At 55.4% G+C, this 18,186-nt stretch carries 20 protein-coding genes and 1 other RNA gene; 7 read left to right on the forward strand and 14 right to left on the reverse strand.

The window, feature by feature from the left end; all coding sequences use genetic code 11:
* Positions 1 to 69: 69 nt before the first annotated feature.
* The 4 genes from dapB to grpE form a co-directional block, all read right to left on the reverse strand.
* Entirely contained in the window at positions 70 to 873 is an 804-nt protein-coding gene (gene dapB, locus RGM3321_RS20510) for a 4-hydroxy-tetrahydrodipicolinate reductase (RefSeq protein ID WP_017700063.1), read from the reverse strand.
* Positions 874 to 895: 22 nt separating this feature from the next.
* The gene (dnaJ, locus tag RGM3321_RS20515) at positions 896 to 2,035 is read right to left on the reverse strand and encodes a molecular chaperone DnaJ (protein WP_244394607.1); all 1,140 of its coding nucleotides are present in this window, start codon (positions 2,033 to 2,035) and stop codon (positions 896 to 898) included.
* A 326-nt stretch (positions 2,036 to 2,361) separates the two neighbouring features.
* Positions 2,362 to 4,278 (reverse strand): molecular chaperone DnaK, encoded by a 1,917-nt coding sequence (dnaK, locus tag RGM3321_RS20520; protein WP_122386917.1) that lies wholly within the window; start codon positions 4,276 to 4,278, stop codon positions 2,362 to 2,364.
* Between the two features lie 110 nt (positions 4,279 to 4,388).
* Positions 4,389 to 4,952, reverse strand: a complete 564-nt coding sequence (gene grpE / locus RGM3321_RS20525; protein WP_002555140.1) for a nucleotide exchange factor GrpE — start codon at positions 4,950 to 4,952, stop codon at positions 4,389 to 4,391.
* Between the two features lie 269 nt (positions 4,953 to 5,221).
* Here grpE and recN point away from each other — a divergent pair, with 269 nt between their 5' ends.
* Positions 5,222 to 6,895, forward strand: coding sequence for a DNA repair protein RecN (recN, locus tag RGM3321_RS20530; protein ID WP_057412074.1), 1,674 nt, complete (start codon positions 5,222 to 5,224; stop codon positions 6,893 to 6,895).
* 62 nt (positions 6,896 to 6,957) lie between these two features.
* Here recN and fur read toward each other — a convergent pair whose 3' ends face one another.
* A complete protein-coding gene (gene fur, locus RGM3321_RS20535) occupies positions 6,958 to 7,365 on the reverse strand; it encodes a ferric iron uptake transcriptional regulator (RefSeq protein WP_002555142.1) in 408 nt (135 codons plus the stop codon).
* A gap of 98 nt (positions 7,366 to 7,463) precedes the next feature.
* Here fur and RGM3321_RS20540 point away from each other — a divergent pair, with 98 nt between their 5' ends.
* Positions 7,464 to 7,985 carry an outer membrane protein assembly factor BamE gene (locus RGM3321_RS20540; RefSeq protein ID WP_002555143.1) on the forward strand — a complete coding sequence of 174 codons (522 nt, stop codon included), beginning with the start codon at positions 7,464 to 7,466 and terminating at the stop codon, positions 7,983 to 7,985.
* Between the two features lie 64 nt (positions 7,986 to 8,049).
* Here the strand turns inward: RGM3321_RS20540 and RGM3321_RS20545 are convergent, their stop codons facing one another.
* Genes RGM3321_RS20545 through RGM3321_RS20555 form a run of 3 tightly spaced genes read right to left on the reverse strand, consistent with a single transcriptional unit; the run spans position 8,050 to position 10,202 of the window.
* Positions 8,050 to 8,364, reverse strand: a complete 315-nt coding sequence (locus RGM3321_RS20545) for an RnfH family protein (RefSeq protein WP_244394608.1) — start codon at positions 8,362 to 8,364, stop codon at positions 8,050 to 8,052.
* A complete protein-coding gene (locus tag RGM3321_RS20550) occupies positions 8,357 to 8,791 on the reverse strand; it encodes a type II toxin-antitoxin system RatA family toxin (protein WP_004656689.1) in 435 nt (144 codons plus the stop codon). The genes RGM3321_RS20545 and RGM3321_RS20550 overlap by 8 nt, the downstream gene beginning before the upstream one ends.
* A gap of 7 nt (positions 8,792 to 8,798) precedes the next feature.
* Positions 8,799 to 10,202, reverse strand: coding sequence for a sodium-dependent transporter (locus tag RGM3321_RS20555; protein WP_244394744.1), 1,404 nt, complete (start codon positions 10,200 to 10,202; stop codon positions 8,799 to 8,801).
* A gap of 113 nt (positions 10,203 to 10,315) precedes the next feature.
* Between RGM3321_RS20555 and smpB the strand changes: the two genes are divergently transcribed.
* The 4 genes from smpB (at position 10,316) to RGM3321_RS20575 (ending at position 13,153) form a co-directional block, all read left to right on the forward strand.
* Positions 10,316 to 10,798 (forward strand): SsrA-binding protein SmpB, encoded by a 483-nt coding sequence (gene smpB, locus RGM3321_RS20560; RefSeq protein ID WP_244394609.1) that lies wholly within the window; start codon positions 10,316 to 10,318, stop codon positions 10,796 to 10,798.
* Positions 10,799 to 11,087: 289 nt separating this feature from the next.
* Complete coding sequence (locus RGM3321_RS20565; protein ID WP_244394610.1) at positions 11,088 to 11,372, forward strand: hypothetical protein; 285 nt, start codon at positions 11,088 to 11,090, stop codon at positions 11,370 to 11,372.
* Positions 11,373 to 11,483: 111 nt separating this feature from the next.
* Positions 11,484 to 11,871: a transfer-messenger RNA gene (gene ssrA / locus RGM3321_RS20570) on the forward strand.
* A gap of 397 nt (positions 11,872 to 12,268) precedes the next feature.
* Positions 12,269 to 13,153 carry a hypothetical protein gene (locus RGM3321_RS20575; RefSeq protein WP_244394611.1) on the forward strand — a complete coding sequence of 295 codons (885 nt, stop codon included), beginning with the start codon at positions 12,269 to 12,271 and terminating at the stop codon, positions 13,151 to 13,153.
* 38 nt (positions 13,154 to 13,191) lie between these two features.
* Here RGM3321_RS20575 and RGM3321_RS20580 read toward each other — a convergent pair whose 3' ends face one another.
* On the reverse strand, positions 13,192 to 13,680 hold the full coding sequence (locus RGM3321_RS20580) for a glycoside hydrolase family 19 protein (RefSeq protein ID WP_347880980.1): 489 nt from the start codon (positions 13,678 to 13,680) through the stop codon (positions 13,192 to 13,194).
* 227 nt (positions 13,681 to 13,907) lie between these two features.
* On the opposite strand from RGM3321_RS20580, the gene RGM3321_RS20585 reads away from it, so the two are divergent.
* Positions 13,908 to 14,402 (forward strand): type VI secretion system tube protein Hcp, encoded by a 495-nt coding sequence (locus RGM3321_RS20585; RefSeq protein ID WP_244394612.1) that lies wholly within the window; start codon positions 13,908 to 13,910, stop codon positions 14,400 to 14,402.
* Between the two features lie 72 nt (positions 14,403 to 14,474).
* Here the strand turns inward: RGM3321_RS20585 and RGM3321_RS28525 are convergent, their stop codons facing one another.
* The 5 genes from RGM3321_RS28525 to RGM3321_RS20610 all read right to left on the reverse strand — a co-directional run bounded on the left by RGM3321_RS28525 (position 14,475) and on the right by RGM3321_RS20610 (position 18,157).
* Complete coding sequence (locus RGM3321_RS28525; RefSeq protein WP_244394613.1) at positions 14,475 to 14,798, reverse strand: hypothetical protein; 324 nt, start codon at positions 14,796 to 14,798, stop codon at positions 14,475 to 14,477.
* Positions 14,798 to 15,442 carry a hypothetical protein gene (locus RGM3321_RS20595; protein ID WP_244394746.1) on the reverse strand — a complete coding sequence of 215 codons (645 nt, stop codon included), beginning with the start codon at positions 15,440 to 15,442 and terminating at the stop codon, positions 14,798 to 14,800. The genes RGM3321_RS28525 and RGM3321_RS20595 overlap by 1 nt, the downstream gene beginning before the upstream one ends.
* Positions 15,443 to 15,532: 90 nt before the next feature.
* The gene (locus RGM3321_RS20600) at positions 15,533 to 16,327 is read right to left on the reverse strand and encodes a DNA adenine methylase (RefSeq protein WP_244394614.1); all 795 of its coding nucleotides are present in this window, start codon (positions 16,325 to 16,327) and stop codon (positions 15,533 to 15,535) included.
* A gap of 199 nt (positions 16,328 to 16,526) precedes the next feature.
* A complete protein-coding gene (locus tag RGM3321_RS20605) occupies positions 16,527 to 17,075 on the reverse strand; it encodes a glycoside hydrolase family 19 protein (RefSeq protein ID WP_244394615.1) in 549 nt (182 codons plus the stop codon).
* A gap of 38 nt (positions 17,076 to 17,113) precedes the next feature.
* A complete protein-coding gene (locus RGM3321_RS20610) occupies positions 17,114 to 18,157 on the reverse strand; it encodes a contractile injection system protein, VgrG/Pvc8 family (RefSeq protein ID WP_244394616.1) in 1,044 nt (347 codons plus the stop codon).
* Positions 18,158 to 18,186 lie beyond the last annotated feature (29 nt).

Below are 18,186 nucleotides of genomic sequence, written 5' to 3' on the forward strand. Positions count from 1 at the left end.
TTTGGTCTACCACCAATGAGCCTGAAATGCGGGAAAATGCGACAGGGCCTTGAACGACCCTGTATGAAATCAATGCAGACCCAGCACATCCTGCATGTCGTAAAGCCCTGGCGCCTTGCCGTCGAGCCACATTGCAGCCCGTACAGCACCCTTGGCGAAGGTCATGCGACTGGATGCCTTGTGGGTAATCTCGACCCGCTCGCCATCTGCTGCGAACAGCACGGTATGGTCGCCGACAACGTCACCGGCACGAATGGTCGCAAAACCGATGGTCTGACGATCACGCGCGCCGGTCTGGCCTTCACGACCGTAGACAGCGACTTTTTCCAGGTCGCGACCCAGCGCATTGGCAACCACTTCCCCCATGCGCAAGGCGGTGCCGGACGGAGCATCGACCTTGTGCCGATGGTGCGCCTCGGTGATTTCGATATCGACCTCATCACCCAGAACGCGCGCAGCGGTGTCGAGCAGCTTCAGACACAGATTCACACCGACGCTGAAGTTGGCAGCAAAGACGATTGGAATGTCTTTACCCGCCTCGACCAGACGCTGCTTCTCTTCGGCACTGAAGCCGGTCGTGCCGATAATCATGGCCTTGCCGGCCTTGCGGCAGAACGCCAGATTTTTCAGTGTTACCGAAGGGTGGGTGAAGTCGATCAACACGTCGAACTCATCCGCCACTTTTGCCAGGTCTCCCGACAACGGCACACCGATACGCCCCAGCGCAGCCAGCTCGCCTGCATCCGCACCTACCAGCGTGCTGTCAGGACGATCGACAGCGGCGGTCAGCCCGGCACCCGGTGCCTGCTGAACCGCCTCGATCAAGGTCTTGCCCATGCGCCCGGCGGCGCCCACTACAGCAATACGTCGCATGCCCTGCTCCCGTTGATAAGCCTTACAGATCGCCGAAGAAACGCTTCACACCCTCGAACCAGCCACTGGCCTTGGGAGAGTGGGATTCGTCGTTTTCAAGCGATGTACGGAACTCCTCAAGCAATTCACGCTGACGCTTGCTCAGGTTGACCGGGGTTTCGACTGCTACACGGCACATCAAGTCACCAGCGCCGCCGCCACGCACCGGAGCGACACCCTTGCCACGCAAGCGGAACTGCTTGCCGGTCTGGGTACCCTCGGGAATTTTCAGCTTGACGCGACCGTCAAGGGTCGGCACTTCAAGCTCGCCGCCCAGCGCTGCATCGGTAAAGCTGATTGGCACTTCGCAGAACAGGTGCTTGCCGTCACGCTGGAAGATCGCGTGTTCGCGCACATTGATCACGACATACAGGTCGCCGGTCGGTCCACCCTGAGTACCCGCCTCGCCTTCGCCAGACAGACGAATGCGGTCACCGGTATCGACACCTGGCGGCACCTTGACCGAAAGCGTCTTGGACTCTTCGACACGACCTTCGCCGTGGCACGAATCGCACGGGTCGGAAATAATCTTGCCGTGGCCATGGCAGCGTGGGCAGGTTTGCTGCACAGAGAAGAAACCCTGCTGCATGCGTACCTGACCGATACCACCGCAGGTAGGGCAGGTAACGGGCGACGAGCCTTTCTTGGCACCGCTGCCATCGCACGGCTTGCAGTTGACCAGTGTCGGAACGCGGATATTCACGTTAGTACCGCGAACCGCCTCTTCCAGATTCAGCTCCAGCGTATAGCGCAGATCGCTGCCGCGCTGGGCACCGCCACGACCACCGCCGCCACCGCCGCGGCCACCGCCAAAGAAATCACTGAACACATCACCGAAGATATCGGAGAAGTTGGCACCACCGGCACCACCACCAAAACCGCCGCCACCCATGCTCGGATCGACACCAGCATGGCCATACTGATCGTAGGCAGCGCGCTTGCTGGCATCGGACAGCACTTCGTAGGCCTCGTTGGCCTCTTTGAACAGCTCTTCCGAGGCCTTGTCATCAGGGTTGCGGTCGGGGTGATGCTTCATCGCCAGACGGCGATAAGCCTTTTTCAGGTCCGCCTCGCTGGAGCCTCGCTCCACTCCCAACACTTCGTAATAATCACGCTTTGCCATAGTTCTTCCGCACTCTTGAGGACGTTCGGCAAGACCCTCCTGAGCCCTGCCAAACTCGTTGAGCCCCATACAGGCCCCGGACCCAACTCACGTCAATTCAACGATCCTGGTCTTCGTTCAACAACCAGATGGATCTGGCCGAGAAAGCGGCAGAATGATTCGCCACGCAGGAGCGTAGCGATCTTGCCACATGGCTTGCGGAGCAAATCCGCACGCCGAAATTTTGCTTGTTCCAGACACGCCAACGCGGGAGCAAGCTCCCGCGCGGCGACATCCTACCAGTCAGCGCTCGAAAGAGGTCAACCGGCGTTCAAGTGAGCCTGCGCTTACTTGTGGTCTTTCACTTCTTCGAACTCGGCATCGACAACGTCGTCAGCCTTGGCATTTTCTTCAGCAGGCTTGGCCGCTGCTTCAGGGTTTTCGGCCTGCTCGGCGTACATCTTCTGAGCGATTGGCGCGGAAACCTTCGACAGCTCTTCAACCTTGGCTTCGATGGCAGCCTTGTCGTCGCCTTTGATAGCGGCTTCCAGAGCAACCAGTGCAGCCTCGACAGCAGTTTTCTCTTCAGCAGTGACCTTGTCACCTGCATCAGCGATCATCTTGCGAGTCGAGTGGACCAGCGCATCACCCTGGTTACGGGCAGAAGCCAGTTCTTCGAACTTGCGATCTTCTTCGGAGTTGACTTCAGCATCACGGACCATTTGCTGAATTTCTTCCTCGGACAGACCGGAGTTGGCCTTGATCACGATGGACTGCTGCTTGCCGGTCGCCTTGTCCTTCGCGCCAACGTGCAGGATGCCGTTTGCGTCGATATCGAAGGTTACTTCGATCTGTGGCACACCACGTGGAGCAGGTGGAATCTCGGCAAGGTCGAACTTGCCCAGGGACTTGTTCTGACCGGCTTGCTTGCGCTCGCCCTGCAGTACGTGGATGGTTACCGCGTTCTGGTTGTCATCGGCAGTCGAGAACACCTGGGATTTCTTGGTAGGAATCGTAGTGTTTTTCTCGATCAGCGCAGTCATCACGCCGCCCATGGTTTCGATACCCAGAGTCAGCGGGCTGACGTCGAGCAGCAGAACGTCTTTGACATCACCGGCCAGTACTGCGCCCTGGATGGCAGCACCCATTGCAACGGCTTCGTCAGGGTTGACGTCTTTACGTGCTTCTTTGCCGAAGAACTCGGTCACCAGCTTCTGAACCAGCGGCATACGCGTCTGACCACCGACCAGAATCACGTCGTTGATCTTGCTGATATCGATACCCGCGTCTTTCAACGCCATGCGGCAAGGCTCGATGGTGCGCTGAACCAGGTCTTCAACCAGCGATTCCAGCTTGGAGCGCGAAATTTTCACGACCAGGTGCTTTGGACCGGTTGCATCTGCAGTGATGTACGGCAGGTTGACTTCGGTCTGCGTGCTGGAAGAAAGCTCGATCTTGGCTTTCTCGGCAGCTTCTTTCAGACGCTGCATGGCCAGCGGGTCACCCTTGAGGTTCATGCCGCTTTCTTTCTTGAATTCGTCGACGAAGTAGTCGATCAGACGAATATCAAAGTCTTCACCACCCAGGAACGTGTCGCCGTTGGTGGCCAACACTTCGAACTGGTGCTCACCATCGACTTCGGCAATCTCGATGACCGAGACGTCGAAAGTACCGCCACCCAGGTCATAAACGATGACGGTGTGGTCGCCCTTGGCCTTGTCCATACCGTAAGCCAGAGCGGCCGCGGTTGGTTCGTTGATGATGCGCTTGACGTCCAGACCGGCGATACGACCAGCGTCCTTGGTAGCCTGACGCTGACTGTCGTTGAAGTAGGCCGGAACGGTGATGACCGCTTCGGTGACCGCTTCACCGAGGTAGTCTTCGGCAGTCTTTTTCATTTTCTTCAGGATTTCAGCGGAAATCTGAGGAGGCGCCATTTTCTGGCCATTCACTTCAACCCAGGCATCACCGTTGTCAGCCTTGACGATCTTGTAAGGGACCATCTGGATGTCTTTCTGAACGACATCCTCTTCGAACTTGCGACCAATCAGACGCTTTACCGCGTACAGCGTGTTGTGCGGATTGGTAACGGCCTGACGCTTGGCGGACTGACCAACCAGGATCTCGCCGTCATTGGCATAAGCAATGATCGAAGGTGTAGTACGAGTACCTTCTGCGTTCTCGATAACCTTGACGTTACCGTTTTCCAGAATGGAGACGCAGGAGTTGGTAGTCCCCAGGTCGATACCGATAATTCTGCCCATCTTGACTCTCCCGAAACTTGCAAAACTTGGATTTGGTTGCCGCCGGTGCATTTACACCGTGCGGTAGCTCTTAAACGCTTGACCTTTAAATGGGGGCCTTACAGCTGATTTCAAGCCTGCTCGTTGATTGACGGCGTTGCAGGCGACGGTGCCTTGCTGACCACGACCATAGCCGGGCGCAACAGGCGACCATTAAGCTGATAACCCTTCTGGAATACCTTGAGCACAGTATTAGGCTCGACGTCGGCACTTTCCTGCATGGCCATCGCCTGGTGCTGGTCGGCACTGAACGGTTGACCATGCGGATCAATGGCTTCCAGCTGATAACGCTTGAGGGTGTCCTGGAACATCTTCAAGGTCAGCTCGATGCCTTCACGCATCGGGCGAATGCTTTCATCGTCCGGATTGGACAGATCAAGGCCTCGCTCCAGACTGTCGATGATCGGCAACAGATCACCGGCAAATTTTTCCAGCGCAAACTTGTGCGCCTTTTCAACATCCTGCTCGGCACGGCGGCGGACATTCTGCAGATCCGCAGCCACGCGAAGGGATTGGTCCTGCGCAGCAGCCAGTTGCTCTTCGAGCACCTGCACGCGGGTTGTCAGTTCTTCACCCGCGCCCGCCTCGGCAGCCTGATCCTGAGCCTGCGCATCCAGATTCTGTTCGTCAGCCATACTTGTTCTCCTCTAAAAACATCCGCGATCCCGATTCGCGCTTCTGCCCCCTATATGGGATCGGAATTTCCGGCTTCAAGGGTTTCATGCAATCGAGATACGCATTCCCTGACAAATAATGCGGATTCCGGACGAGTGAAAAATTGCGGGTCGACACAAGAGCGACTAAAAACCACTGCAAACCGATCAAATCGAGCTAAGCGAAGGCATTGTCAGAAACAAATAAAACACTGTATAAATAACCAGACAAACAGCCCGGGAGCCGCTCAATGCTGGTGCACCTTTCCGTACACAATTACGCCATTGTCGAACACCTTGACCTTGAACTGGATCGAGGCATGAGCGTCATCACCGGCGAAACCGGCGCTGGCAAGTCGATCATGCTTGACGCCCTGGGCCTGACGCTGGGCGACCGTGCCGACAGCGGCGTGGTCCGGCCGGGTGCCGACAAGGCCGATATCCTGGCCACATTCGACCTGGGCGACATTCCCGAGGCACAGACCTGGCTCAAAGAGCGCGACCTGGACAACGACGGCCCCTGCATCCTGCGCCGGGTCATTACCGCCGAAGGTCGGTCACGCTCGTACATCAATGGCTCGCCCTGCCCTCAGGGAGATTTGAAGGCGCTGGGCGAATTACTCATTGATATCCACAGCCAGCATGAGCATCAGTCGCTACTCAAGACCGATACCCACCGACGCCTGCTGGACGAATACGCTGGCGCTACCGACCTGGCCCGTCAGGTCCATCTCGCCGCACAGCGTTGGCGGCAGACGCGACAAGAGCTGGAGCGCCTTTCCAATTCAGGGGACGAGCAGCGTGCACGCCATCAACTGCTCAGCTATCAACTCGAAGAGCTGGAAAGCCTGAGCCTGGGCGAAAACGAGCTTGAGCAACTCGAGCAGGAACACAAAGACCTGACCAACGCCGAAAGCCTGCTGAGTATTTGCCGACAAGTGGTCGAGCAGTGCAGTGAAAGCGACTCCGGCAATGTGCTCAATGCACTGACTGCCAGCCTGCATCGGCTCGGCAGCGTCGACCATTCGCCGTCCGCCCTGAGCGAGGCTACCGGCTTGCTGTCCAGCGCGCAGATACAGGTAGAAGAAGCGGTAGGCGAACTGAACCGTTTTCTGGATCACTTCGACGCCGACCCGGCCAGACTGCAACAGCTTGAAGAGCGTCTTGATGCCATCTATACACTGGCGCGCAAGCACCGAATCCAGCCAGGTGAAGTTGCCACTCTGCAACAAAAGCTGCTGGATGAAATAGAAACACTGAATGCCAATGATGAATCCATCGAACGCCTGGAGCACGAAGTGCAGGCATTTGCCCGGCACTATCAGGAGAAGGCCCGCGAACTGAGCGACCTGCGCCGCAATTCGGCAACGACACTGGCCAGCGCTGTAGAGCAGGAAATTCATCGACTGGGCATGCCGGGCGGTCGTTTCCAGATCGACCTCAAAGCCAACGCCAACGTAGAACCGTCACCTCACGGTCTTGAGCAGGTAGAGCTACTGGTCAGCGCCAACCCCGGCCAACCGCTGAAAGCGCTGGCGAAAGTCGCGTCGGGTGGCGAGCTGTCGCGCATCAGCCTTGCGATTCAGGTCATTACTGCACAAACCTCGCGGGTGCCGACGCTGGTATTCGACGAAGTCGATGTGGGCATTGGCGGGCCGACCGCCGAGATCGTGGGGCAACTGCTGCGTCGTCTGGGCGAGCGCGGGCAAGTCATGACCGTCACTCACCTGCCGCAGGTTGCCGCGCAGGGCCATCAGCATCTGTTTGTGCACAAGGTTCGCGACAACGACGCCACGCGTACGGCGGTCTCAAAGCTCAGCAAGACCGAGCGCATAGAAGAAGTGGCCCGAATGCTGGGGGGCATCGACCTGACCAAGGAATCTCTGGCGCACGCCAAAAAGATGGTCGTTACCGCTAAAAGCTGAACCGCAGAAAGCACAAAGGCGACCCGGGGTCGCCTTTGGTGCTGGTTTTTACGCCGTCTGGCTTACGCCTTCTTGTTGCGGACGTAGAGCACCAGATTGTGGTCCACCAGATCAAAGCCGTGTCTTTCGACAATAGCCTTTTGAAGCTTCTCGATTTCTTCGTCGAAGAACTCGATCACCTCACCGGACTCCACGTTGACCATATGGTCGTGATGGCCGCCATCAGCCAGTTCGAACACAGCATGGCCGCCGTCGAAATTGTGGCGCACCACTAATCCCGCGGCTTCAAACTGGGTTAGAACACGGTAAACCGTGGCCAGGCCGACGTCCTCGCTTGCCTCCATAAGCGCCTTGTAGACATCCTCGGCACTCATGTGGCGCTGCTCGGCAGAATCGAGCATTTGGAGTATTTTAACCCTTGGTAGGGTTACCTTTAGTCCTGCTTTACGTAGTTCGCTATTTTCAACCATGGTCAGCTTTCTCGCAGACGCTGCTTCGCAGCTTCTCTTAATGCAGGTATGATCGGGGTTTACGTTGTCCCAGCCAAGATAGTGGAAGTCGCCCACCGATGCAAAACACCAAGCTCTTGCTAACCAGTTTCACCTTCGTGGGACTGCTCGCACTCGCCGGTTGTTCATTCCCCGGGGTTTACAAAATCGACATCCAGCAGGGTAATGTCGTCACGCAGGACATGATAGACCAGTTACGCCCCGGAATGACCCGACGGCAAGTACGGTTTATCATGGGCAACCCCCTGTTGACCGACACTTTCCACTCTGATCGGTGGGATTACCTGTACAGCCTGCAGCCAGGTGGCGGTGAACGCCAGCAGGAGCGTGTCAGCCTTATATTCAACGGCAATGACCAGCTTGTAAGCCTGTCTGGCGACTTCATGCCCGGTGTCAGCCGCGATGAAGCCATTCTCGGCAAAGGCAGCGATACCACTGTCCCGGCAGAGAATCAGCCGGTGCAGAAGCCTGAAGAACCGGCCAAGCCAGGTTCGTTGCTGGACAAGATCCAGAAAGACGTGGACAGCGTCGAGACTGTACCTGTCCCGACCCAAGAGCCTCTGGACACCAACTCTCGTTAGTCCGCAGCGCTCAACAAAAAGCCCGGCATGCCGGGCTTTTTTGTGCCTTTCGTTCAGTCAGCGTTCAGCCTGGCATCGTCCGTTTCTCCCGTGCCTTGGCGGCACGCAGGCGCCTGATCTCCATGGGATCGGCCAATAGCGGACGATAGATCTCTATTCGCTCACCCGCCTCCAGCACCCGCGTGGAAGGATCAGCCACCACCTTGCCGAAGATGCCTACGGCACACTGCGTCAGATCCAGCTCGGGAAACTCCCTGTCCATGCCACTGAGAGCCAGTGCCTGACGCACCGAAGAGTCTGCTGGAACATACAGCGTCATCAACACCTGACGCTGCACAGAGGCGTACGCCACCTCAATCTGAATCACTGCTTCAGCCATGCAGCTCTTTCGCTCGCTGACAGAACGCATCTACCAGCGTATTGGCCGCCTGATTGAACAGTGGCCCCAGGGTGGCGCGAACGATAGAGCCGGCATAATCGAATGACAGATCCAGGCTGATCTTGCAGGCCTTCTCGCCCAGCGGCTTAAATGTCCAGACGCCATGAAACTGCTCGAATGGCCCCTCAACCAGGTCCATCACGATCGACTCGCCTGGGGTAAGCGTGTTGCGCGTCATGAACTTCTGACTCAGACCGCCCTTGGCAATTTCCAGGCTGGCGCGCATCTGCGCTTCGCTGGACTCGAGCACGGTGGCAGAGGAACACCATGGCAGAAACTCGGGATAACGGGCCACATCATTGACCAGGTCATAAAGGAACCCGGCCGGGTACGGCAGTAAAGCAGAGCGTTGTATATGCGTAGTCATGTGAGCGTCATTTCCAGAGCTGAGCGGCAAACACCACAAGAATGCCGAGCGGCGCCACGTAGCGCATCAAAAAGAACGTCAGGTTGAAGAGCAGCAGACTGCGAATCGACAATTCGTCACGCACCGTCTCACGGCTCATCACCCAACCAGCGAATACCACAAAACACAACCCACCCAGCGGCAACATGATCCGCGAAGTGAAGAAATCAATGACTCCAAAGAAGTCCAGGCCAGTCGATGCGCCCCACTGGTAGAGATGGAATACACCTCCATCGTTCACGAAAAACTTGGCTTTTTGCCAGATATTGAACGAGAACACCGTTCCCAGCCCCACAAACCAGCAGGTAAATGCCAGCCAGAACGTCACCCAGGCGCGGCGAATACGAGTGCGCTCAACCAGATAGGCAACCATGGGTTCAAGCAGCGAAATCGCCGAGCTCCAGGCAGCTACGGCCACCAGCACGAAGAATACAACACCCATCAACTGCCCGAATGCCACGTTGCCGAACGCGTATGGCAACGTTACAAACATCAGGCCCGGCCCCTCGCTCGGGTTCAGGCCTGCTGCAAAAACAATAGGGAACAGCGCAAGGCCCGCCAGCAGCGAAACAAAGGTGTCGAGCAACGCGATACCGACGACCGTGGTGCTGATGGACGCACCCTTGGTCATGTAAGCGCCGTAGACCATGATCGAGCCGACACCGACGCTGAGGGAAAAGAACGCATGCCCCATCGCAGGCAGCAAGCCATCCAGTACCTTGTCGGGATTGAAGTCGAACATGAAATGCACGCCTTCCATGAAGTGCCCGGTGGTCAGGCTATAGCCCAACAGCGCCAGCATCAGCAGAAACAGCATCGGCATCATGATGCGCAGGCTCTTCTCCAGACCGGCCTCGACACCCTTGCCGATCACCACCGCCGAGAGCAGCATGAAAATGGTGTGCCACACAATCAGACGCCAAGGGTCGGCAATCACTGCGCCAAAATAGGCACCGACCTGATCCGGCGAAACGCCCTGAAAATCGCCGCGCCCCATGTCGATGATGTAATCCAGCGACCAGCCGCCCACCACACTATAAAAGGAGAGAATCAGCAAAGCCGTGACCATTCCGGCAAAAGCCCCCCATGACCAGCGCGCCGAATGCCCCGCTTCCAGCGCCAGCGTCTTGAGCGCATTTGCAGGACTGAGTCGGGAACGACGGCCAATCAGCGTCTCGGCGATCATCACCGGAATGCCGATCAGCGCGATGCACGCCAGAAACACCAGTACAAATGCACCGCCGCCATAGGCACCGACCATGTACGGGAATTTCCATATGCTGCCCAGCCCCACGGCAGAGCCGGTGGCAGCCAGGATGAACACCCAGCGGCTTGCCCAGCTACCGTGGACTGAAACCTTGTCCGTCGACATTATCGAAACGCCCAGCCAAAAAAGATCGCGCATTGTCCGGGATTCAACCTTTGTGCTCAAGCACGCGCTTTCCCATAGCCGACATTGATGCAACTCCCTATAATGCGCCCCCTATGGCTAAGCTCAAGAAAAACCCTACAGGGACCATCGCGCAAAATAAAAAGGCGCGTCACGATTACTTCATCGAACACAAGTTCGAGGCCGGTCTGGTCCTGGCTGGCTGGGAAGTAAAAAGCCTGCGTGCCACCAAGGTACAGCTGGTCGACAGTTACGTGCTGCTCAAGGATGGCGAGGCCTGGCTGATGGGTTGCCACATCACGCCTCTCAAGACTGCCAGCACGCACGTCATCGCTGACCCGACACGCACCCGAAAACTGCTGCTGAACAAGCGCGAGCTCGAAAAGCTCACCAGCTCGGTTCAGCAGAAAGGCTATGCCTGCGTGGCCCTTTCCGTTTACTGGAAGGAGCACTTGATCAAGTGCGAAATCGCGCTGGGTAAAGGCAAGAAGGAGTACGACAAGCGCCACACCGAGCGTGAACGCGACTCGGACCGTGAGTTGCTGCGTGCCGTGCGCTCCAAGGGCAAGGACGACTAACTTTCTGCCCGTGCCAAATGCCTTTAATTGGCATTTGGCACTGCGCACCTTCAATTAATCCTCCCTCATCCCCCCCCCCGCACAATCACAACCTCAACGCGAAGATCGCCCCACTTTGGTGCCTTAACCGCCCAATGTGGCTTTTTCGCATCTGTCTGAAAATAAAATAGAACGCCTGCGTTACAGCACAGTCAATCCTTTAGGCCCTGAAAATGAACGGGCTTTCAAACCCTCGGGCGACGGCCTCAAAACCGGCCATACCGAGTCCACAGGTTATAAGGAGAGACACATGATGCGTACCGCCCTCACTGGATTGTTCCTCAGCGCCGCCCTGTTGGCTTCGCCGGTTTTTGCCGCCGATGGTTTGTGTGGCACCAACATACAGATCATCAAGGATGCTCAGCTTTCATCCGGCACGAATCGTAGCCAGGAAGAAAATAAAAGCCTTCAAACCACTCAAAAAAATGCCGAGGCGGCACAAGCTGCAGGCGATGAGAAACAATGCGTCGAGATTACCGCCAATGTGGTCAACGCACTGAAAACCACAGATTCGAGCAGCGGAGGTGTCAAGTAACTCCACCCGATGAGGCCAGCCACCTAGCTGGCCTGAACGATTGCAGCAGACGGGTCGACGTGCCACGCCAATTGGCGTACACTGCGCCCCAGCGACTGCGAAAGCAGTCTCGGGGCCGATTTGGATTCGACGCCGGTGATGAAACTTTAGGTGCATGCCGAGTTGGTAACAGAACTCGTAAATCCACTGTTGCAACTTTCTATAGTTGCCAATGACGAAAACTACGGTGCTCAACTAGCTGCGTAAGCAGCCTAGCCGCACTTCTGGTAGCTTCGGCTCCAGCAATCATCAGGGGATGTCTGTAAACCCAAAATGATTGTCATATAGAACAGAATCGCCGTGCAGTACGCTGTGGACGAATCGGCTAAAAATTACACAGCTCGCCCAAAGCACCCTGCCCGTCGGGTCGCTGAGGGTTAACTTAATAGACACGGCTACGCATGTAGTACCGACAGCGGAGTACTGGCGGACGGGGGTTCAAATCCCCCCGGCTCCACCATACAAGCGTTACAAATCAAGCACTTAGCGTTTATCGCAAGTGCTTTTTTTGTGCCTTTTAGGGTCGTTTTGGCTGAGTAATGCCAGCTTTATGACAGCTTTGGCCTGAGGCTGTGTCCCCCAAACCGGTTGAGCGCCGCGCGCTGCGTCTGGTAGACGCACGATAATAGGTGCAGTCTGAGCTCACTCTACCAATGGCCTTATGTGAGTAAGAGTGCAGTTGGGCACGGCTATCATAGATGTCGATGCCCAGAACGGTGCCGCAGGTCTGCCCAGTCGCAGCACAGCGTTCGGCGGTGTGGTCGGCACATTTCTGTTACCCCGTCCTGTAAGCGAATTTGTGGAACCATCCGAGGGGCAAAACCACACAGGGAGACTCAACCTAGGAGTTAGTAATCATGCGTGTTGGTAGCCCAAATACTCCCATGCCAAGCCATTTGGTAGAGCCTCATCGTGCAACCAACGCTAATGCGGCGATAGCATCATCATCAACCTCGCCGCCCCCCATCGACGTCCGATCTCAGTCGCCTAATACGAGTGCACAAGAGGTAAATGCCGTACAAGGTATTACCGCCGTATTTAACGGAAAACTTAAAAAATCAGATCTTTCGCCAGGCGATATTTTGATACTAATTGACCAAACTGACAACACCTGCTTAACCCACAAAATCATAAAAACGGGCCAACTACTACCATCCATGTCTCCACTACGCAATAACAAAGGAGACCCAGCACTGGTGCATTCTGTGATGTGGTCAAAAACACAGAATAATCCAGACAAGCTAGAACCGAATGGTGCTGGGGATCCAGAGGTCGTTCAGATGCGAGGCGGAAAGCAGCAATCGTCTTTGTCGGGGCCAGTTCAGCAGGGACTTTATAAGGTTTATTCTCCGAAAGACAAAAATCTTGGTGATTGGGCAGCTCAGATAGGTCAGATGTGGAGTGCAGACAAAAAAATTCCGTACTCGAAACTAAAATGCGTACTAAGCGTTGTTCGTAATTCAGGCTTCAAAAACGGCGGTAAGGCCGCCAGCGAGAAATACGGTGCTCAAGCTTTTGAGAACTCACCTCGCATACGTGGTGCATTTTGCTCTCACTTTGTACTTGCGGCATATCAAGCTGCCGCCAAACAAATAGGAACTCCTTTTACAGGAGCACTTAAAGTTGATGCAGAAGCAACCTCTGTTCGAACGCTAGAACATTACTTAAAAAAAGACAGTGAAGGCTTCGACTTCAAAGGTTATTTAAAAATAGAGCCCGAGGACGTAATCTACAAAGAGTAGAACAGCCATAAAGTGGATTGATTTCGTGGTTCCAGTGTTCACACCAGCACCTCAAGCGCTCGGGCGTACACCGCCTGCCGATCAGCCAGGCCATTGGAGCCGCCGTTGATGCGCTTGGTGGTGGTCAGGAAGTCGCCCTTGTCGGCCAACGCATTCAGCGCTGCCCGGTGCCAGAACCACGCCGCCGACATCGCGGCGTGCTGCGCCAGCTCGAGCAATTCCGGATGGTTGACCAGGTCCAAGCCCAGCGCTTCGCCGCACGCCTCGTAGTTGGCCCGGCCGGTGATCTGGATAAGGCCGCGGCCACGGTAGAGCAGGCCGTCGCCGTCAGCCTCTGGCGTGTTACCCAGGCGCTCCGCCAACTTGCCGGTATCGTACTTCGACAAGTAGGCGCTGCCGCCCAGTTCGAGAAAATAGCGAAGCTGGCCAGACTCATCGCCGATCTGGGCGATGAATGCGAGACCGACCTTGAGGCCCTGGGCGTCGACCACCCCGCAACCGGCCCAGCGGTGCAGCCGAGATTGCACGGGTGCGCTGCACGCCAGTTGACGAGTTCGAGTGGTACAAGGTTGGTAAGGCTGTGGGCTACGTGCGTAATCAAGGGCAGGATCTCATCCGTCCCGACAGCGGCACCGCCCGAATGAAACGGTGTATTTGCAGCAAACTCTCCGGACGCTGGCTGAGACCATGCTGGCAATCGGTGGGCTCCGTAAGCTAGGCTAGGGTCCCAAATTTTTTGAAGCAGGAAGCTGATATGTCTTTTGACGCATTTATGCAGGTGGAAGGTGTAGAGGGCGAATCCCTTGATGACGACCACAAAGGCTGGGTAGAGCTGCTGTCCTATCATTACGAAGCAATTCAGTCTATCAGTAATACTGCCTCATCTAGCGGGGGCGCGACTGCAGGGGGCGTGACTCTGGGCGACTTTAGAGTAAGTAAATATATAGACAGAGCAACACCAAAACTATTTGAGCTTTGCTGCCGAGGCTCGCATATCAAGAAAGTAACTATACGCGTACACCGTGCAGGCACCGAGAAGTTCAAATATCTAGATATCGTCCTTGAAGAAGTCTTGATATCAACTGTTAGCGGTAATGGCGCGGAACATGCTGGCTTACCAATGGAAATGATCACGCTCAACTATGGCCGTATAAAATTCGAATACGCTCAGCAGCGACGTGCTGACGGAGGAAATGCCGGTATCGTCTCAGGCGGGTGGGATAGGACCGCAAACAAGCCTTTTGCTTAATTAATAATACTTTCAGCTCAGCGGCATTTTTTAGAAACTGAAGCCCGCCCAACGACAGGGCGGGCTGCAGACTTATCTGAATAATAGCAAAGTGACACCAAATAGAATAACAGTAATTATTGCTTCTTTTCGAGATAGCGAAAAGCAAATAGCCATCTGCACAACGATAGCTATAGTTACGACCAAGCCCCGAAAAACCGCTCTGTCATTAGACTCATCGTGAATCGGCAATGATAAATTATCAGGTGATGGCGTGAGACCAGGTGGTGACGCGAGCATACTAGGATCCATCCAATCATATTCAGAGCCCTGAAAGAGCACATACATTAGCAGACAGAAAAAATAAATACCGTACAAAAAAATTCGCAGCAATACGCTTTTAAGTTTCATATTCATCACATCGTAAGCTGTTTGAGGTGAGACCAAGAATTGACGATGAAATTACCGTAACTCAGATCCTTTTTAAGCTCATCCAAAGACCGACTTGTACCCCAATTATACCGAGCGCCGATAATTCGCACTTCCTCCATTCCGATGGAAGAAAAATGATCATAATCAGCAAGCATACGCAGGTGCTTTGCCGCAATATCAATATTATAGATATCAGTTTCAATACAGTTAGCCAAGCTCCGAAGTTGACTGATATCCATTTCATCGGGATTCATCCCTAGAGTAACAGCTGCTGTGCGAAGCTGGATGCTGACCCAACCAAAACTGGTTTTGAGTGGGGGATTAGTAATTAGGCGTGGCCGGTTACCCAAGCGGTCAAAAGTCCTTATTTCAAAGCCAAGCCTGTCCACAAAATTGGGGTCACCGCCAACCTCAATCCAACAAACTCCGGCCAACAGCTCAATAGGGAGTGAGTACTTAGCTGCTGCCGCCTTTATATAGGATTTATTATGAACCACCCAAGCATCTTTGAATCGTCGTGAATAAGCGGTGCCACCGCCCAATCGCTCGGGCCACCCTTTCCAAATGATTACATCAAGCAAGGTCCAAGTGGGACTGTTGTTTGACTCTGGCGTGCAAAATTCGTCCATATGTTCATCCATGACCTGCTTACAAAACCATACTCTAACATTAACCTTTGCCGGAAGTGCAGTCACTATAGGCCCGGCTACGGACAAAAATCAGAACAACCTGCCCAACGCCACAGGCTCCCAATTCATGATAACCAACTCACCACTGACATCAGCCTTCCCCTTTCTCTGGTTTGCCGTGCTGTAGCGAATGTCGACCGTTTCAAAATGGAAGCCTTCAAACACGCGTCGTATGTCAGGATGGTCATTGATGCTAACCATCACCTTTCCCTTGCAGCGTCGCATAAAGTCGGCAATTCGCTCATAGTTTTCAAACGGAAAATCCACCCCGTATCCAGCCGTCTGCCAGTAAGGCGGGTCCAAGTAGTGGAAGGTTTGGGGCCGGTCGTAACGCTCGGCGCAATCCTGCCACGGCAGGTTCTCCACATACGTACCCGACAAACGTTGCCAAGCTGCAGACAGGTTTTCCTCAATCCGGAGCAGGTTGATGGCAGGGCCGGTCGTGGCAGTACCAAACGTCTGACCACTCACCTTACCAGCGAAGGCATGGTGCTGCAGGTAGAAGAACCGGGCAGCGCGCTGGATGTCGGTGAGGGTTTCAGGGCGTGTCATCTTCTGCCACTCAAATACCTGGCGCGAGCTGAGTGCCCATTTGAACTGGCGAACGAATTCTTCAAGGTGATTTTGGACGACGCGATACAGTGTCACCAGGTCTCCGTTGATGTCATTTAAGACCTCAACAGGAGCCGCCTGGGGGCGCATGAAGTAAAGGGCCGCACCGCCAGCGAATACTTCGACGTAGCATTCGTGGGGTGGGAACAGCGGGATAAGACGGTCGGCCAGGCGGCGTTTGCCGCCCATCCAAGGGATGATGGGTGTGGACATAGAAAGCAAGACCTTTACTGTATGCATAAACAGGTGCTAGGCTCGCTCCGCTTTGTGCACGAAGCGAGAGCCTTGGCCGGACTTGCAGGGGCAATCTGCGGGAACGGTGACCAGGCGTGATGTTGAAGCATCACGACTGGTCGCTCTTTTCTCTTTTAATAAACTTGCGCGACCTACGCTCTTAGTGGCGTTGATGAGGTCAGCCTTTGATAACCTTCAACGCACGCTCATAAAGAGCCTGACGATCAGCCAAGCCGTTCGTGCCGCCGTTGATGCGCTTAGTGATGGTGAGGTAATCCCCCTTGTCCGCCAGCGTGTTGAGGTTGGAGCGGTGCCAGAACCACGCAGCCGACATTGCGGCGTGCTGAGGCAACTCAAGCAGCTCCGGATGATTGATTAGATCCAAGCCCAGCGCTTCGCCACACTCCGCATAGTTCGCTTTGCCGGTGACCTGAATCAGCCCCCTGCCCCTATACAACTGGCCGTCATCATCATCCTCGGGCGTGTTGCCCAAGCGTTCAGCCAGCCGTCCAGTGTCGTACTTGTCGAGATAGTCATCGCTGCCCAGTTCGCGGACGTAGCGCAATTGGCCAGACTCATGGCCGATCTGGGCGATGAATGCGGCAATGCGCAATCTGGTAACGATCGCGTACTTGCTCATCGCAACGTTTAAGACAGGAACAAAAACGCCAGCTCGGGAGCTGGCGTTGGGAAGTATCTGCAGCAACTGCTGCGTAGTTATCGACATGCGCGGTTCTCCTGATAAGTGGGTGCTGATCTGGCCGGTTAAAGCTGTACAACTTTGACCGGTTTCTTCTCTTTCTTTTTCTTGCCCTTCGCTTTGGCCTTGCCGGATTTACCGCCGTTGCACTCCACCGTGGTGGTCCAGCCGGACTGGGTGAATACCTGTTCGACCGAGTCGACCAGGTACTCACCATCCAGGCCGACCTTGAAGCCCTGGGCGTCGACCATCCGCTCGGCGAACAGATCGGTGCGCCCGGCCATTTCCAGCCGCACGCCTGCGGTGCTGCGATTGAATGCGGCAAGGCGCGCCTTGGCTGCCTGCTCTGCAGCAGATTTGTTCGGGTAGATGTGGCGGTCGGTGTGAACGGGTGGTAAGCCATCAGGTGACTGATCGTTGGTCAGCTCAACCACCTTCAGCTTTCCCGTTTTTTTGTCCTGATGCTTGGTCTGCACGGCTCTTTGAGTAGTCTTGTCACTCAGGCGAAACTGCCAGCGCGCCACGTCATGCCGTTGAATCATCACAACGCCTAACGCCTTACCACTTGCGCTCTCGCCGCCTTGGCGGGGCAGCACCAACAACTTGCCGTCTGCGACTTTGGCGGTGCAGTCGTGCTTCTTGGCCAGCCGGGTAATGAAGTTGTAGTCCGACTCGTCAAGCTGATCAGCACGGGGCACCTTCGTTGCGACGTTACACACAGGCTTCCAGCTATTTCGTGTCGCGACGTCATTCACGATTTGCTGCAGCGAGACGTCTTCCCAACTACCGGAACGAGTGGTCCTACCGCTGCCACGCATATCGCTGGCCTTGCCGCGAATGACCAAGGTATCGGGAGGCCCGGACAACTCAATGTCATCCACGGTGTAAAGCCCCAGCCGCGTCAGTGGCTGCCCTTCGTAACCCAGGTAAATCTCGATGTCTGCACCGCGTGAAGGTAAAGAGACCGCGCCGTCCCGGTCGTCGATGCGCAGCTCAAACTCATCAGACTCCATGCCTGGCTTGTCACTTGTCCGGAGCAGCAACAAACGATCATTGATCAAGGCCGTGATATCGGTGCGATCCGCAACGATTCGGAATGCAGGCTTCATGAGACCTTCTTAATAGCCATAGCAGGCAT

It is taken from the genome of Pseudomonas sp. RGM 3321 (genome assembly GCF_022836805.1).
In the GTDB taxonomy this organism is placed as follows: domain Bacteria; phylum Pseudomonadota; class Gammaproteobacteria; order Pseudomonadales; family Pseudomonadaceae; genus Aquipseudomonas.